Raw genomic sequence first — 15,163 nt, 5'->3', positions numbered from 1 at the left:
CGCGGTCTCAGCCCGTCAGCAGGCGGCGGGCCGTCAGGGCCAGGGAGACCTCGGTCGCGTCGGAGGGGCGGGTCAGACAGCGGCCGGTGAGCTGTTCGAAGCGGCGGAGGCGATTGAGGACGGTGTTGCGGTGGCAGTAGAGGCGGGCGCCCGCCCGGGGCGCCGAGCCGTCCGCGTCGAACCAGGCGGTCAGCGTGTCGATGAGCACGTCCCGGTCGGCCGCGTCCAGCCGGTCCAGCGGACCGAGCACCCGGTCGGCGAGGGCCGCGCCGAGCCCCGGGGACGAGACGACCAGGGCGGCGGGCAGATGCTCGTCCAGCAGGACGGTCCCGCCGTCCGCCGGGCAGGCCCGCAGCGCCGTGTCCGCGAGGCGGCGGGCGTCCCCCACCGCCGCGAGACCGTCCACCGCCGAACCGATGCCGGCCCGGGCCCCGGGCGGCACGCACATCCCGGCGGCCAGCCCGGCGAGTCCGTCCGCCCGGTCCGCACCGCCCGGTCGGCCCAACGACAGGACGGCGTACTCCGCTTCGGGCCCCGCGTGCCACACCGCCTCCGTCCCGGCGGGCAGTTCGAGGGGCGGGTGGGCCGCGCCGTGCGGGGAGCGGCGGGCGTCGCGCAGCGCGAGCACCGCGTAGCGGCCGTCCTCCGGCAGGCCGAGGGCCGCCGCCGTGTCCGGGAGGTCGGCGACCCGGGCGGTGCCGTCGAGCAGCGCGGCGGTCATCAGGCGGTGCCGGTTCTCCCGGCGCCAGGCGAGGCGGCGTTCGGCACCGCGATAGGCGTCCGCGACGACCCCGCAGTGCTCGTCCACGAAGTTCCAGACGTCCGCGGCGACATGGACGAGCAGCCGGATGTCCTCGGGGTGGCGGCGGGCGGTCTCGTCCACCAGGTCCTGCCAGACCATCGCCCCGCCCATCCGGAACGCGTGCAGGACCGCGTCCAGCGGCACCCCCTGCTCGGCCCGGACCTCGCCGATCCGCCGCGAGGTGCGGTGCGCGGCCTCCCGGAACTCACGGGGCCGGATGAGCGAACCGACGTTGTGCCGCAGCGACTGGTGCACCTCCTGCCAGATCTCCGCCGGGTCGGCCTCGATCGCCGCGCGATAGGCGGGCTCGCGCTCCCGCAGCGCCTCCACCATCCGGTCCGTCAGCTCCGGGAGCGCCGCCACCAGCACCCGGGCGGCCCGGTGCAGGACGGCGACGGCCTCGCGGTCGGCCAGCGAACGGAAGCGGCGCGGGGCCGGGGCGACGGGCGGCGGCGCGTGCAGCGCCCTGACCCGTGAACGTACGACCTGCGGCATGGCGGCCTCCACCGGGATGCGGCCGGCTCGGTGCACGGCCGGTTCCGGCACGCCCCGCCCAGGACAGGGCCGCGGGCGCACCGAATGATCCTGACGCCCGCAGAATGGCATACCGCCCAGTCGGTACCTAGAGGTGTGCGGCCTCCTTCTCATCACGGTCCCGCAACTCCGGTGGCCTCAGAGCCCGTTGCCCAGCAGTCCGGCCAGCTCCGTCCGTGAGCGGACGCCCAGGGCGGCGAAGACGTTGCGCAGGTGGTGGTCGACGGTCCGGGTGCTCACCGAGAGCCGCCGTGCGACCTCCCGGTTGGTGGCCCCCTCGGCCACGCACCGGGCGATCCGGGCCTGTTGCGGGGTGAGCCCGGCCAGCGGCGCGCCCGCCCCGGACCGGCCCGGGGCCTCCACCGCCGCACCGGCGGCCCGCAGTTCGCCGCTCGCCCGGGCCGCCCAGGCCGGGGCCCCGCACCGCTCGAAGCCGACGAGGGCGTCCCGCAGCGGCTCGCGGGCCTCGCGGGTACGGCGGCGCCTGCGCAGCCAGGACCCGAACAGCAGCCGGGTCCTGGCCTGTTCGAAGTCGCCGCCGGCCCGCTCGTGGTGGGCGAGGGCCTCCTCGTACCGCTCGGCGGCCTCGCCGTCCGGTGCCAGCAGGGCCCGGCAGCGGGCGAGTTGGGCGGGAACCTGGGGGTCGGTGGTACGCGTCGCCCACACGGCGAACTCCGCCACCGCCTCGGCCACCGCTCCCCCGCCCCGGACCGCCGCGCGCCCGGCCGCCACGGACGCCTCGACATAGCAGGGCACGGCGAGCATCCGGGTGGCGAAGTGGCCGCGCCGGGGCCCGGGCCGGACCAGCGGGTCGAGCCGCGCCGCCGCCTCCGCCGGGCGCCCGGCCGCGAGATCGGCGCGGGCCGACGCCCAGGTGGCCAGGGTCTCCGCCTGGACGAGCCCGTGCGGTGCGGCGCCCGCCAGCGCGGCCCCGGCGTGTGCCGCGCACTCCCGCACCCCGGCCTCGACCGAGGCCGCGAGGGCGAGTACGGCGTGCAGATGGGCGGCGGTGTTGGGCCGCCCGGTACGGCGTGCGGCGCGCAGGCCGTCCAGCGCGTGGGCGCGGGCCCTGGCATGCCGCCCGGCGCGCAGCTCCGCGTAGGCCAGGTGTTCCAGGGCCTGCGGCAGCAGGGCGTCGGCGCCGCTCGCGCGTACGGCGGCGAGGGCACGGGTCCCGGCCCGGCAGGCGGCGTCGAGGTCGCCGAGGACGAGACCGGCCGCCCCGGCCCGTAACAGCGCCCCGGAGTCGCGGGCGCCGGAGTCGAGACAGCGGCGCAGCAGCAGGTGCCCCGCACCGGTCCGCCCGCGCAGCACGGCGCACATCCCGTCCCGGTAGTGGGCGAGGTCCCGGTCGGCGGCGTCGGCGGGGATACGGGTCAGCGCGTCGAGGTAGCCGAGGGCGTCGCCCGCCGCCCAGGCGGCTTCGGCGGCCCCGAGCAGGGCGTCCCGGGCGCGCCCGGGATCGTGCGGGGCGAGCAGGGCGGCGGCGGTGAGCAGGGTCTCGTGGGCGTCGGGGGCGGGTCCGTCGGCGAGGGCGAGCAGACCGCGGGTGTGGTGGGCGGGGCCGGTTGCGCGCCCCGCCCGTGCCAGCAGGGTGCGGGCCCGCCCCGGGTCCCCCGCGAGCCGGTACTGCTCGGCGGCCTCCGCGCACCGGGCGGTCCTCGCCGTCCCGTCCCGGGTCAGCGCGGCCGCGTGGGCGAGGGCGGTCGCGCGGTCGGCGTGCGGGCGGGGCGGGGCGGCGGCGGCCTCCAGCGCGGCGGCGAGCGGGGCGTCGGGGCCGGGGGACGCGCAGGCCCGCTGGATGAGGGCTGCGTAGCCGGGCGGGAGCAGACCGGCGAGCAGGGCGTGCACCGCGCGGCGGCGGTCCGGGGGCGCCCGGTGCAGGAGGGCGCGGCGCATCAGGGGCTCGTCGAAGTGGACGCGGTCGCCGGCCTGCCGGAGCGTGTGGGCCGTGAATCCCGGGGTGTGCGGGACGGCGGCCGAGGCGGCGGCCCGGCGTACGAGGGCGAGGTCGGCCCCCGTGCCCTCGGGCTCGTGCGCGTGGGCGGCGGCCGCGATCAGGAGCAGGGTCCGGGTGGCGGCGGGGAGGTGGCCGACGCGGTCGGCGTGGGCGGCCAGGATCTCGTCGCCGCCGGGCAGCGGGTGCGGCGGCGGGGTCCGGCCGGTGAGCTGGTCCGGGGTGAGGCGGGCGGTGAGCGCGGTGAGCAGCCCGGGATTCCCGGCCGCCTCCCGGAGCAGCTCGCCCCGCACGACCGGGTCGGCCCGGTCCGCTCCGGTGAGCCTTTCCAGGAGCGCGGCGGCCGCCTCGTCGTCCAGGGGCCGGGGCGGAGGGCGGGCAGCCCGGCGAAGCCGGCCTCGTCCCCGGCGGCGATCAGCACGGCGACCGGGGTGCCCGGTCCGAGCCGGCGGGCGGCGAAGGCGAGGGCGGCACGGGAGTCGGGGTCCCAGAGGTGGGCGTCGTCCACGCACACGAGGAGCGGCCGGCCGCCGCCGAGCCGCCGGAGCAGCGTGAGGAGGCCGTCGCGCGGCACGCGGGCGGGGTCGCCGGGCGCGGGACCCGCCGCGCACAGCAGTGCGTGCAGCCCGCTGTACGGCACCCATCGTTCGTCGGGGGCGCCGACGACGTGGAGGACGGGCCCGGCGCCCCGGTCGCGGTGCGCCGCGACGGCGTGGGCCAGGAGGGCCGTGCGGCCCGAGCCCGGCGGGCCCGTGAGGACCAGCGCGCCGCCGTCGCCGTCCTGGAGGCGCGTCAGCAGTGCTTTTAGGGAGGCGAGTTCACCGCTGCGGCCGAACAGCCGGAGCGGTCTGCGCACGGACGTGGGGGGAGTCACGCCCGGCACGCTAGGCCCGCGTGCCGGGGCCGTGAAGGTGCGCGTACGACGGTGGGGCGCCCTCCCAGGGAAGGGCGCCCCATGTCTGTGCACGCGCACAACGGCCGGTCAGCGCACCGGGTGGCCGGATTCCGCGAGTGCGCCCTTGACCTCGGAGATGCGCAGGTCCCCGAAGTGGAAGACGGACGCGGCCAGGACCGCGTCGGCCCCGGCGTCGATGGCCGGTGCGAAGTCCGCGAGCCGGCCGGCGCCGCCGGAGGCGATCACGGGGACGCGGACGTGCTTGCGGACGGCGGCGATCATCTCGGTGTCGTAGCCGTCCTTCGTGCCGTCGGCGTCCATCGAGTTGAGCAGGATCTCGCCGGCGCCCAGCTCCGCCGCCCGGTGGGCCCACTCGACGGCGTCGATGCCGGTGCCCCGGCGGCCGCCGTGCGTGGTGACCTCGAAGGTGCCCTCGGGGGTGCGTCGGGCGTCCACCGAGAGCACCAGGACCTGGCGGCCGAAGCGCTCGGCGATCTCCCGGATCAGCTCCGGACGGGCGATGGCCGCGGTGTTGACGCCCACCTTGTCCGCACCGGCCCGCAGCAGCTTGTCGACGTCGTCCGGGGTGCGGACGCCGCCGCCCACGGTGAGCGGGATGAAGACCTGCTCGGCGGTGCGGCGCACCACGTCGTAGGTGGTCTCCCGGTCGCCGCTGGACGCGGTGATGTCCAGGAAGGTCAGCTCGTCGGCGCCCTCGGCGTCGTACAGCTTCGCCATCTCGACGGGGTCGCCCGCGTCCCGCAGGTTCTGGAAGTTGACGCCCTTGACGACCCGGCCGTTGTCCACGTCGAGGCAGGGGATGACGCGTACCGCGAGGCTCATCGCGCACCCGCCCGGTAGGCCTCGACCTCGACCTCGACGACCAGGCCCGGGTCGACGAAGCCGGAGACCACGACCATGGTGGCGGCGGGGCGCACGGCGTCGAACAGCTCCTTGTGGGCGCGGCCGACCTCGTCGGTGTCCCGGGCGTGCATGACGTACATCCGGGTGCGGACGACGTCCTCGCGGCCGAGGCCCAGCTCCCTCAGCGCCTCGAAGGCGACGTTGAAGGCGGTGACGGTCTGGTCGTACGGGCCGCCCGCGGCGATCTCGCCGCCCACCACCGACGTACAGCCGGAGACCAGCACCAGGCCGCCCGGGAGTTCGACCGCGCGCGAGTAGCCGAACTTCTCCTCCCAGGGGGCGCCGGAGGAGACGCGGCGCACGGATGCGGAATCGGTCATACGGAGACCGCCTCCAGCGCCTCTTCGAGGGTGAACGCCTTCGCGTACAGGGCCTTGCCGACGATCGCGCCCTCGACGCCCGCCGGGACGAGCGAGGCGATGGCGCGCAGGTCGTCCAGCGAGGAGACGCCGCCGGAGGCGACGACGGGCTTGTCGGTGGCGGCGCAGACGTTCTTCAGGAGCTCCAGGTTGGGGCCCTGGAGCGTGCCGTCCTTGGCGATGTCGGTGACGACGTAGCGGGCGCAGCCCTCGGAGTCGAGGCGGGCCAGCGTCTCGTAGAGGTCGCCGCCGTCGCGGGTCCAGCCCCGGCCGCGCAGGGTGGTGCCGCGCACGTCGAGGCCGACGGCGATCTTGTCGCCGTGCTCGGCGATGACCTTGGCGACCCACTCCGGGGTCTCCAGGGCGGCGGTGCCGAGGTTGACGCGGCGGCAGCCGGTGGCGAGGGCGGCGGCGAGCGAGGCGTCGTCGCGGATGCCGCCGGACAGCTCGACCTTGATGTCCATGGCGCCGGCGACCTCGGCGATGAGGTCGCGGTTGTCGCCGGTGCCGAAGGCGGCGTCCAGGTCGACCAGGTGCAGCCACTCGGCGCCGGCGCGCTGCCAGGCGAGTGCGGCCTCCAGCGGGGAGCCGTAGGAGGTCTCGGAGCCGGACTCGCCGTGCACCAGGCGGACCGCCTGGCCGTCGCGGACGTCTACGGCGGGGAGCAGTTCAAGCTTCGGCATTACAGCGTCTCGATCCAGTTGGTCAGCAGCTGGGCGCCGGCATCGCCGGACTTCTCGGGGTGGAACTGGGTGGCCCACAGCGCGCCGTTCTCCACGGCGGCCACGAACCGTTCGCCGTGCGTGGCCCAGGTGACCCTGGGGGCACGGATCTTCGGGTTGGTGACTTCGAGGTCCCAGTCGTGCGCCGCGTACGAGTGCACGAAGTAGTACCGGGCATCGGCGTCGAGTCCGGCGAACAGCTGGGAGTCCTCGGGGGCTTCGACGGTGTTCCAGCCCATGTGCGGGACGACGTCGGCCTTCAGCGGGCCGACCGTGCCGGGCCACTCGTCCAGGCCCTCGGTCTCCACGCCGTGCTCGATGCCGCGCTCGAACAGGATCTGCATGCCGACGCAGATGCCCATGACCGGGCGTCCGCCGGCCAGCCTGCGGCCGATGACCCACTCGCCGCGGGCCTTCTTCAGCCCCTCCATGCACGCCGAGAACGCGCCGACGCCGGGCACGAGCAGCCCGTCCGCGTTCATCGCGGCGTCGAAGTCGCGGGTGATCTCGACGTCCGCGCCGACGTGGGCGAGGGCGCGTTCGGCGGAACGGACGTTGCCGAAGCCGTAGTCGAAGACGACGACCTTCTTCTTCGTATCCACGCTCGTCGCTTCCTAGTCCCAGAGACCTTGAATGCGCAGGACGCCCGCCACCAGACACATCAGCGATGCGATGGAGAGCAGGACGATGACGCCCTTGGGCATGCCCTGCTTGGAGAAGGAGTAGACCCCGCCGGCCAGGAACAGGCCGACCAGGATCAGGATGGTGTTGAGGCCGGTCACAGCGCGCCCTTCGTGGACGGAAGGATTCCGGCCGCGCGCGGGTCGCGCTCGCTGGCGTAGCGCAGGGCGCGGGCGAGCGCCTTGAACTGGCACTCCACGATGTGGTGCGCGTTGCGCCCGTACGGGACGTGGACGTGCAGGGCGATCTGCGCCTGGGCGACGAACGACTCCAGGATGTGCCGGGTCATCGTCGTGTCGTAGGCGCCGATCATCGGCGCCATGTTCTCGGGCTCGGTGTGCACCAGGTAGGGGCGGCCGGAGAGGTCGACGGTGACCTGGGCGAGCGATTCGTCCAGCGGGACGGTGCAGTTGCCGAAGCGGTAGATGCCGACCTTGTCGCCGAGCGCCTGCTTGAAGGCGGCGCCGAGCGCGAGGGCGGTGTCCTCGATGGTGTGGTGCGAGTCGATGTGCAGGTCGCCGTCGGTCTTGACGGTGAGGTCGAAGAGACCGTGCCGGCCGAGCTGGTCGAGCATGTGGTCGTAGAAGCCGACCCCGGTCGCGACATCGACCTTGCCGGTCCCGTCGAGGTTGATCTCGACCAGGACGGACGTCTCCTTCGTGGTGCGTTCCACGCGGCCTGTGCGGGGGTTCATGCGTCGTGCTCCTTCTTCAGTCCGCGCACCGCATCGAGGAACGCGTCGTTCTCTGCCGGGGTCCCCGCGGAGACCCGCAGCCATCCCGGTACGCCGTTGTCCCGGACCAGGACGCCCCGGTCGAGGATCTGCCGCCAGGCGGCGTGGCTGTCGGCGAAGCGGCCGAACTGGACGAAGTTGGCGTCCGATTCGGTGACGTCGAAGCCGAGGCCGCGCAGTTCGGTGACGATCCGGTCGCGCTCGCTCTTGAGCTGCGCGACGTACCCGAGGAGCGTATCGGTGTGCTCCAGGGCGGCGAGCGCGGTGGCCTGGGTGACGGAGGACAGGTGGTACGGCAGCCGGACCAGCTGCACCGCGTCGACCACGGCGGGGCCGGCGGCCAGGTAGCCGAGGCGGAGCCCGGCGGCGCCGAACGCCTTCGACATGGTGCGCGAGAGCACCAGGTGGGGGCGGCCCTCGATCAGCGGGAGCAGCGAGGGGTGGTGGCTGAATTCGCCGTACGCCTCGTCCACGACGACCATCGAGGGCCCCGCCGCCTGCGCGGCCTCGTACAGCGCGACGACGGTGCCGGCGTCCACGGCGGTGCCGGTCGGGTTGTTGGGCGAGGTGATGAAGACGACGTCCGGGCGGCGCTCGGCGATGACGGCGCACGCGGCGTCCACGTCGATGGTGAAGTCCTCGTTGCGCGGGCCGGAGATCCAGCCGGTGCCGGTGCCGCGCGCGATGAGGGCGTGCATCGAGTACGAGGGCTCGAAGCCGATCGCGGTGCGGCCGGGCCCGCCGAAGGTCTGGAGCAGCTGCTGAAGGACCTCGTTGGAGCCGTTGGCGGCCCAGACGTTGGCGGCCTCGACGCGGTGCCCGGCGGTGCGGGTGAGGTAGCGGGCCAGCTCGGTGCGCAGCTCGACGGCGTCCCGGTCGGGGTAGCGGTTGAGGTCGCGGGCGGCCTCGCGGACCCGTTCGGCGATGCGGTCGACCAGGGCGTCGGGCAGCGGGTAGGGGTTCTCGTTGGTGTTGAGCCGTACGGGGACGTCGAGCTGGGGCGCGCCGTACGGGGACTGGCCGCGCAGTTCGTCGCGGATGGGCAGGGCGTCCCAGGGGTTGGCCGTGGGACCGCCCGCGTTGTTCTTCGTCACTGCTGGGGAACCTTCCACCCGAACCTGGCCTTGAGCGCGGCGCCGTGGGCGGGGAGGTCCTCCGCCTCGGCGAGGGCCACTACGTGGTGGGTGACCTCGGCGAGCGCGTCGCGCGTGTAGTCGACGATGTGGATGCCGCGCAGGAAGGACTGCACGGACAGGCCCGAGGAGTGGCAGGCGCAGCCGCCGGTGGGCAGGACGTGGTTGGAGCCGGCGCAGTAGTCGCCGAGCGAGACGGGCGACCAGGGGCCGACGAAGACCGCTCCGGCGTTGCGGACGCGGTCGGCGAGCGCGGCGGCGTCGGCGGTCTGGATCTCCAGGTGCTCGGCGGCGTACGCGTTGACGACGGTGAGGCCGTCCTCCAGGTCGTTGACGAGGACGATCGCGGACTGCCGGCCGGCCAGGGCGGGCTCGATGCGCTCCTCGACGTGCTTGGTCGCGGCGACCTGGGTGACCAGCTCGGCCTCGGTGGCGGCGGCCAGCTCCTCGGAGTCGGTGACGAGGACGGCGGCGGCCATCGGGTCGTGCTCGGCCTGGCTGATCAGGTCGGCGGCGACGTGCACCGGGTCGGCGGTGGCGTCGGCCAGGATGGCGATCTCGGTGGGTCCGGCCTCGGCGTCGATGCCGATGCGGCCCTTGAGGAGGCGCTTGGCCGCGGCGACGTAGATGTTGCCGGGGCCGGTGACCAGGTCGACGGGCAGGCAGTCGTCGGTGCCGTACGCGAACATCGCGACGGCCTGGGCGCCGCCGGCGGCGTAGACCTCGTCCACGCCGAGGAGGGCGCAGGCGGCCAGGATCGTCGGGTGCGGCAGTCCGCCGAACTCGCGCTGGGGCGGCGAGGCGACGGCGAGGCCGGGGACGCCCGCCTCCTGGGCCGGGACGACGTTCATCACGACGGAGGACGGGTAGACCGCGCGGCCGCCCGGCACGTAGAGCCCGACGCGGTCGACGGGCACCCACTTCTCGGTGACCGTGCCGCCGGGGACGACCTGGGTGGTGTGCGTGGTGCGGCGCTGGGCGCGGTGGACGAGGCGGGCGCGGCGGATGGACTCGTCGAGGGCGGCGCGGACGGCCGGGTCGAGCTCGTCCAGCGCCCGGGCGAGGGCGGCGGCGGGCACCCGGACCGATTCCAGCCGGACGCCGTCGAACTTCTCCCCCCAGTCGATCACTGCCGCCGAGCCACGATGGCGTACGTCCTCGCAGATGGGCCGCACCGTCTCCAGGGCGGCTTCCACGTCGAACTCGGCACGGGGCAGCAGGTCGCGCAGGGCGCCGCCCTCGGGGAGGGCATCGCCGCGCAGATCGATTCGAGAGATCACACCGCAATTCTCGCAGACCGCCGCGCGCGGCCGGACGGCCGTATCACTGGCTGATACATGCCGGTGCTGTGACGGCTGACTATGTGCGTTCATTCCGTCACTCAGAGGGAATAACGGGATCACGCCTCCGAACGAAAGGGGCACCGGTGACGGAGCGGCACGACGATGATCTCCCGGACGGCCTCAGCGCGGCGGAGCTGGGCATGTGGCAGTCCTTCCGGAACGGCACGACCTACGACCTCCGGGCCCGCGACCGGGCCCTCGACGATCCGTTCGCCCCGCACGAGTGGGGCCCCGAGCGCAGTGTGGCGGCCCGGGTCGTCGCCCGGCTGCTGCTGAGCGGACCGGCGGCCCGGCCGGGCCGGGTGACGGCGCTGAAGCTCTGGGGCGTACGGATCACGGGGAAGCTGGACCTGGCGGGCGGGCGTGTCGATCCGTACGTGGAGCTGACCGGCTGCCGGTTCGACGAGGAGGTGGCGTTCCCGGAGTGCCACTTCACGACCCTGCGCCTGGTGGGGTGCGCGGTGCCCCGCTTCGAGGCGGCCCGGCTGCGCACCGAGGGCGATCTGCATCTGCCGCGCTGCCGGGTGGAGCGCGGCATCCGGCTCACGGACGCCCAGATCGGCACGGATCTGCTGGTCAACCAGATCGAGGTCGGCCCGGACCGGCAGGGGCGGGCGCTGCTCGGGGACGGGCTCGCGGTCGCCCAGGACCTCCAGGCCGAGATGGCCGACATGCTGGGCGAGCTGAGTCTGCGCGGGGCGAAGGTGGGCGGTTCGCTGAGCCTGCGCGGCAGCCGGCTGCGCGCGGCCCGGGGCCGCCGCGCGCTGAACGCCCCGCAGCTCAGCGTCGAGCGCACGCTGTACATGAGCGAGGCGTGGGTCAGCATCGACACGGGGAACCAGGGCACCACTCCCCCGTACGGCATCGCCACCTCGCCGACCCCGGCGCACGGCACCCGCTCGCAGGTGTTCCGCTGCCGGGGCGGGGTGCGGCTGGACGACGGCAGGTTCGGTGACGCGGTGGACCTGCACAAGGCGGTATTCGTGCTGGACACGCACGAGGAGCTGTCGCTGCGCCGGACGGTCACCCCGGAGCTGCGGTTCAACCCGGAGCGGCCGGTGCGCGGCCGGGTGGTGCTCAACGGCGCGAAGGTCGTCACGCTGATCGACGTCTCCACGAGCTGGCCGGGCCCGGGCGGGCTCGCGATGGGCGGCTTCGTGTACGAGAACCTCGTCCCGTACGGGCACTTCCCGCTCTCCCGGCGCCTGGAGTGGGTGGCTGCGGCGACCCCGGAGTACGTGCCGGAGCCGTACGAGCGGCTGGCGGCGGTGCTCCGCAGCTGCGGCGAGGACGCGGACGCGCGGGAGGTGCTGCTCGCCAAGCAGCGCCGCCGCCGCGAGACCCTGCCGCCGGCCGGGAAGCTGTGGGGCTACCTCCAGGACTGGACGGTGGCGTACGGGTACCGGCCGGGCCGGGCCGCGGTGTGGATGGCGGTGCTGTGGGCGGCGGGCACGCTGGCGTTCTCGCGGTACGACCCGGCCTCGATCAAGGGCGCGGAGCATCCGCAGTGGAACGCGGCGCTGTACGCGCTGGATCTGCTGGTCCCGGTGATCGATCTCGGCCAGCAGGGCTACTGGCGGCTGGAGGGCGGCTGGCAGTGGATGGCGGCCGGGCTGGTCCTGGTGGGGTGGATACTGGCCACCACGGTCGCGGCGGGCGCCTCCCGGCTGCTGCGCCGGGGCTGACTGCCGGGCGCCGGACGCGGGCCTCCCGCCCCGGGGCGGCGGGCCGCGCGGGCCCCTGTCGCCGCCGGGCAGACCACGGACCTTCTGCCCACCACCCACGAGAACCAGCCAGAAACCCCGGATTCCTTTACCGCACCTTGACCGGCCACCGGGCAACCCATCCGCTCGGCACAAATGCTTCACAGCGCACCCCCTGGCGCCCGCCTCCACCTGCGCTTTTGAATGGTCTGCACCATGCCTTTCCTCCGCGCTCTGCTCCGAACCGCGCGCGTGATCCGGCACACCCCGGTGCTCTCCACCGGGCTGCCCGCGGACCACGCGGTGCTGCTCGACGCCCCCGACGAACGGCTGTCCCCGGCGCTGGTGGCCGCCGCGGCCGGGGAGTACGAACCGGCCGCGAAGCTCCTGGCGACCACCCGGGACGCGGCCGAGTGGGAGAGCCGGGACCGCTATCTGAGACGGCTCGTCGCGTTCGCCCGCAACCGGGACGGCTGGCTCGCGGACTGGCTGGCCGCCGCGCCGCACGATCCGGACGCGCTGCTCGTCAAGGCCCAGCTCGCGGTCGACCGCGCCTGGGAGTCCCCGGCGCGCGCGGAGCAGCTGCGCGAGCTGGGGCCGCTGATCACGGCGGCCGCGGCCGGTGATCCGCGCGACCCGGTGCCCTGGCGCCTCGCCCTGGACCACGCCCGGGGCACGCAGGCCACGCACACCACGTTCGAGGCGCTGTGGGGGGAAGCCCTCCAGCGCTCCACGCACCACTACGGCTGCCATGTGGCCGCCCTCCAGTACCTGTCGGCCGCCTGGTACGGCTCGCACCGCGAGTGCTTCGACTTCGCCGAGCGGGCCGCCGAGGACTCGGTGCCCAGCTCCCTGGTGCAGGCGCTGCCGCTGCGCGCGGCGTTCGCGATGCTGACGGAGGGTCCCTGGGACGCCCGGTCGACCTCGGTGCAGCAGGAGCGGATCGACGCGGCGGCGGATCTGGCCATCTCGCTGTCGGCCTCCTTCGCCCCGGGCGACCCGTGGCCGGCCGAGGTCCGCAATCTGCTCGCGTACGTCCTGGTGGTACGGGGCCGGTGGGCGGAGGCGCTGGAGCAGTTCGGCCGGATCGGCCCGCACGCGTCCTCGTTCCCGTGGGCTTCGGTGTCCGGCGATCCGCTGGGCCGGTTCCTGGACGCGCGGGACAGCGCACGGCTCCGGGTGGCCTCCGCGACCCCGCTGAAGCAAGGCTCCGGACGAGGGCGGGCGCGCGGCCATTACGCTTGACCGCTGTGACCACCGCTCGCCTGCCTCTGTTTCCGCTGAACGCGGTGCTGTTCCCGGGCCTCGTGCTGCCCCTCAACGTCTTCGAGGAGCGATATCGCGCCATGATGCGTGAGCTCCTCACCATCGACGAGGACGAACCGCGCCGGTTCGCCGTGGTCGCCATCCGGGACGGCCGGGAGACCGCCGTGACGGGTCTCGGCATGCCGGAGGCGGTCCGCAAGCCCGTCGAACGCGGCCCGGCCGACGGCTTCGGACCCGATCCGCTCCAGTCGCTGCACCGGGTGGGCTGCGTCGCCGACGCCGCGACCATCCGGGAGCGCGCGGACGGCAGCTACGAGGTCCTGGCCACCGGCACCACCCGGGTCCGGCTCCTGTCCGTGGACGCCACCGGCCCCTTCCTCACGGCCGAGCTGGAGGAGCTGGAGGAGGACCCGGGCGACGAGGCGGACCCGCTCGCCGAGGGCGTCCTGCGGGCCTTCCGCGGCTACCAGAAGCGCCTGGCGGGCGCGAGCGAGCGCTCCCTCACCACGGGGGCGGACCTGCCGGACGACCCGTCGGTCGTCTCCTACCTGGTCGCCTCGACGGTGGTCCTGGACGTCCCCGCCAAGCAGCGGCTCCTCCAGGCCCCGGACACCGCGACCCGCCTCCGCGAGGAGCTGCGCATCCTCCGCGCGGAGACGGCGGTCATCCGGCACCTGCCGTCCCTCCCGGCGGTGGACCTGACCGTCGCCCCGACGCACCCCAACTGAGGCCATGGCCAAGAAGCAGAAGAAGTCCCCGTCCGGCGGCACCCCCGCCACGGTCGCCCTGACGGCGGCGGGCACGGCGTTCACGGTCCACGCGTACGAGCACGACCCGGCGTCGCCCTCGTACGGCGAGGAGGCGGCCCAGGCCCTGGGCGTCTCCCCCGACCGCGTCTTCAAGACCCTGGTGGCCGACGTGGACGGCCGCCTGACGGTGGCGGTCGTCCCGGTCGCCGGGAGCCTGGACCTGAAGGCCCTGGCCGCGGCGGCGGGCGGCAAACGCGCCACGATGGCGGACCCGGCCGCGGCGGAACGCACCACGGGCTACGTCCGGGGCGGCATCTCCCCCCTGGGCCAACGCAAACGCCTCCCCACGGTCCTGGACGCGTCGGCCCGCACCCACCCCACGATCTGCGTCTCGGCGGGCCGCCGGGGCCTGGAGGTGGAACTGTCCCCGGAGGACCTGGCGGCCCTGACGGACGCGGTATTCGCGGACATCGGCCGAGGTTGAGGTACAACCCAGCCCCGCCGGCGCTTGAGGCGCGGGGCCCGGGCGGAGCCCCGAAACCCACCCCCGCCGCGGAAATCAAGCCCCGCCGGCGTTTGAGGCGCGGGGTCCGGGGCGGAGCCCCGGTTTCGGGAAGGGGCGGGTAGGGGAAAGCCCCGCGCAGCGGCCCTACGCTCCGCCGGGCCCGGACGACGGCGCCGAAGGCGCCCCTGGTGCGCCGGGCCCCCACCCCCGTAGGACCCCCACTCCCCCTCAAAATCCCGCGGCCCCCAAGCCGCCGTCAACGCCAGATGCACCACCATCGCCGCCAGCCCCCAAGCCAACAGCACTCCATGCGCGTGCATCTCCAACGGCGCGTCGAACACAACCCCCTTGCCGACCTCCCGCGCATGCGCGACCACATCCGACGTCGGCCCGAGCCGCGTCCCGAGCTGCCACGCCAGCAGCGACCCGAGCACGCTGCCCACCGCGAGCCCCACCGTCAGCCAGATCCCGCCGCGCCGGTGGAACCAGAAGACGAGACCCGCCGAGACCGCCCCGAACGCCAGCCCGAGCAGGGCGAACGTGCCGTCGGCCCCGATCGCCTCCTCGCCCTCGCTGTCGTTGAGGAACACCGCGGTGTTGTCGGAGATCAGCGGCACCCGGGGCGCCAGCCACAGCCACAGCAGCCCCATCAGGACGCCCGCGACGGTCACCACGGCCGCGACGACACCCGCCCGCCGCAGATCGGCGCGCAGCTCCTCCCGGTCCACCACCGGCGAGGGCGCCGGGTGGGAGCCGTACACAGCGGCGGGACCGCCCGGCTTCTGCCAGTCGTGGTGGTCGTCGGGCGAGGGCCGGTTCGGCGGCGTCAGAGGTGCGGTCACCGTGCCATCGTGCCA

At 74.9% G+C, this 15,163-nt stretch carries 14 protein-coding genes and 2 pseudogenes; 4 read left to right on the top strand and 12 right to left on the bottom strand.

All coding sequences use genetic code 11. The features are described from left to right. Positions 1-7: 7 nt before the first annotated feature. The 11 genes and pseudogenes from NEH16_RS23910 to hisD form a co-directional block, all read right to left on the bottom strand. A complete protein-coding gene (locus tag NEH16_RS23910) occupies positions 8-1,297 on the bottom strand; it encodes a PucR family transcriptional regulator (RefSeq protein ID WP_265544853.1) in 1,290 nt (429 codons plus the stop codon). A gap of 177 nt (positions 1,298-1,474) precedes the next feature. Continuing rightward, the gene (locus NEH16_RS23905; RefSeq protein ID WP_430523768.1) at positions 1,475-3,586 is read right to left on the bottom strand and encodes a LuxR C-terminal-related transcriptional regulator; all 2,112 of its coding nucleotides are present in this window, start codon (positions 3,584-3,586) and stop codon (positions 1,475-1,477) included. Between the two features lie 185 nt (positions 3,587-3,771). Further along, positions 3,772-4,149, bottom strand: a pseudogene (locus tag NEH16_RS33960) (AAA family ATPase); the annotation flags it as partial. Between the two features lie 126 nt (positions 4,150-4,275). Then, complete coding sequence (gene hisF / locus NEH16_RS23900; RefSeq protein WP_018104491.1) at positions 4,276-5,031, bottom strand: imidazole glycerol phosphate synthase subunit HisF; 756 nt, start codon at positions 5,029-5,031, stop codon at positions 4,276-4,278. Further along, positions 5,028-5,432: a RidA family protein gene (locus tag NEH16_RS23895; protein ID WP_073968224.1), complete on the bottom strand. Its 405-nt coding sequence runs from the start codon at positions 5,430-5,432 to the stop codon at positions 5,028-5,030. Before NEH16_RS23895 ends, hisF begins: the two co-directional genes overlap by 4 nt. Continuing rightward, a complete protein-coding gene (priA, locus tag NEH16_RS23890) occupies positions 5,429-6,154 on the bottom strand; it encodes a bifunctional 1-(5-phosphoribosyl)-5-((5-phosphoribosylamino)methylideneamino)imidazole-4-carboxamide isomerase/phosphoribosylanthranilate isomerase PriA (RefSeq protein WP_073968223.1) in 726 nt (241 codons plus the stop codon). The genes NEH16_RS23895 and priA overlap by 4 nt, the downstream gene beginning before the upstream one ends. After that, complete coding sequence (gene hisH / locus NEH16_RS23885) at positions 6,154-6,795, bottom strand: imidazole glycerol phosphate synthase subunit HisH (RefSeq protein WP_073968222.1); 642 nt, start codon at positions 6,793-6,795, stop codon at positions 6,154-6,156. The genes priA and hisH overlap by 1 nt, the downstream gene beginning before the upstream one ends. Positions 6,796-6,807: 12 nt before the next feature. Further along, complete coding sequence (locus NEH16_RS23880) at positions 6,808-6,975, bottom strand: hypothetical protein (protein ID WP_018104487.1); 168 nt, start codon at positions 6,973-6,975, stop codon at positions 6,808-6,810. Beyond that, positions 6,972-7,568, bottom strand: coding sequence for an imidazoleglycerol-phosphate dehydratase HisB (hisB, locus tag NEH16_RS23875; protein WP_073968221.1), 597 nt, complete (start codon positions 7,566-7,568; stop codon positions 6,972-6,974). Before hisB ends, NEH16_RS23880 begins: the two co-directional genes overlap by 4 nt. After that, positions 7,565-8,701, bottom strand: a complete 1,137-nt coding sequence (locus tag NEH16_RS23870) for a histidinol-phosphate transaminase (RefSeq protein WP_265544850.1) — start codon at positions 8,699-8,701, stop codon at positions 7,565-7,567. The genes hisB and NEH16_RS23870 overlap by 4 nt, the downstream gene beginning before the upstream one ends. Then, positions 8,698-10,020, bottom strand: a complete 1,323-nt coding sequence (gene hisD / locus NEH16_RS23865; RefSeq protein WP_265544848.1) for a histidinol dehydrogenase — start codon at positions 10,018-10,020, stop codon at positions 8,698-8,700. Before hisD ends, NEH16_RS23870 begins: the two co-directional genes overlap by 4 nt. Before the next feature lie 146 nt (positions 10,021-10,166). Here hisD and NEH16_RS23860 point away from each other — a divergent pair, with 146 nt between their 5' ends. The 4 genes from NEH16_RS23860 to ybaK all read left to right on the top strand — a co-directional run bounded on the left by NEH16_RS23860 (position 10,167) and on the right by ybaK (position 14,285). Next, a complete protein-coding gene (locus NEH16_RS23860; protein ID WP_265544847.1) occupies positions 10,167-11,768 on the top strand; it encodes an oxidoreductase in 1,602 nt (533 codons plus the stop codon). 234 nt (positions 11,769-12,002) lie between these two features. Next, a complete protein-coding gene (locus NEH16_RS23855; protein ID WP_374215605.1) occupies positions 12,003-13,031 on the top strand; it encodes a hypothetical protein in 1,029 nt (342 codons plus the stop codon). A gap of 5 nt (positions 13,032-13,036) precedes the next feature. Then, positions 13,037-13,780 carry an LON peptidase substrate-binding domain-containing protein gene (locus NEH16_RS23850; RefSeq protein ID WP_073968216.1) on the top strand — a complete coding sequence of 248 codons (744 nt, stop codon included), beginning with the start codon at positions 13,037-13,039 and terminating at the stop codon, positions 13,778-13,780. Between the two features lie 4 nt (positions 13,781-13,784). Next, positions 13,785-14,285, top strand: a complete 501-nt coding sequence (gene ybaK, locus NEH16_RS23845; protein ID WP_265544845.1) for a Cys-tRNA(Pro) deacylase — start codon at positions 13,785-13,787, stop codon at positions 14,283-14,285. A 165-nt stretch (positions 14,286-14,450) separates the two neighbouring features. Here ybaK and NEH16_RS23840 read toward each other — a convergent pair. Next, positions 14,451-15,148 (bottom strand): annotated as a pseudogene (locus NEH16_RS23840) (ABC transporter permease). Between the last annotated feature and the right edge of the window lie 15 nt (positions 15,149-15,163).

Origin of the sequence: Streptomyces drozdowiczii, assembly GCF_026167665.1 — a bacterium.
In the GTDB taxonomy this organism is placed as follows: Bacteria; Actinomycetota; Actinomycetes; order Streptomycetales; family Streptomycetaceae; genus Streptomyces; species Streptomyces drozdowiczii_A.
Note: the sequence above shows the minus strand (reverse complement) of the source record. Positions and strands in the feature narration are given on the sequence as shown.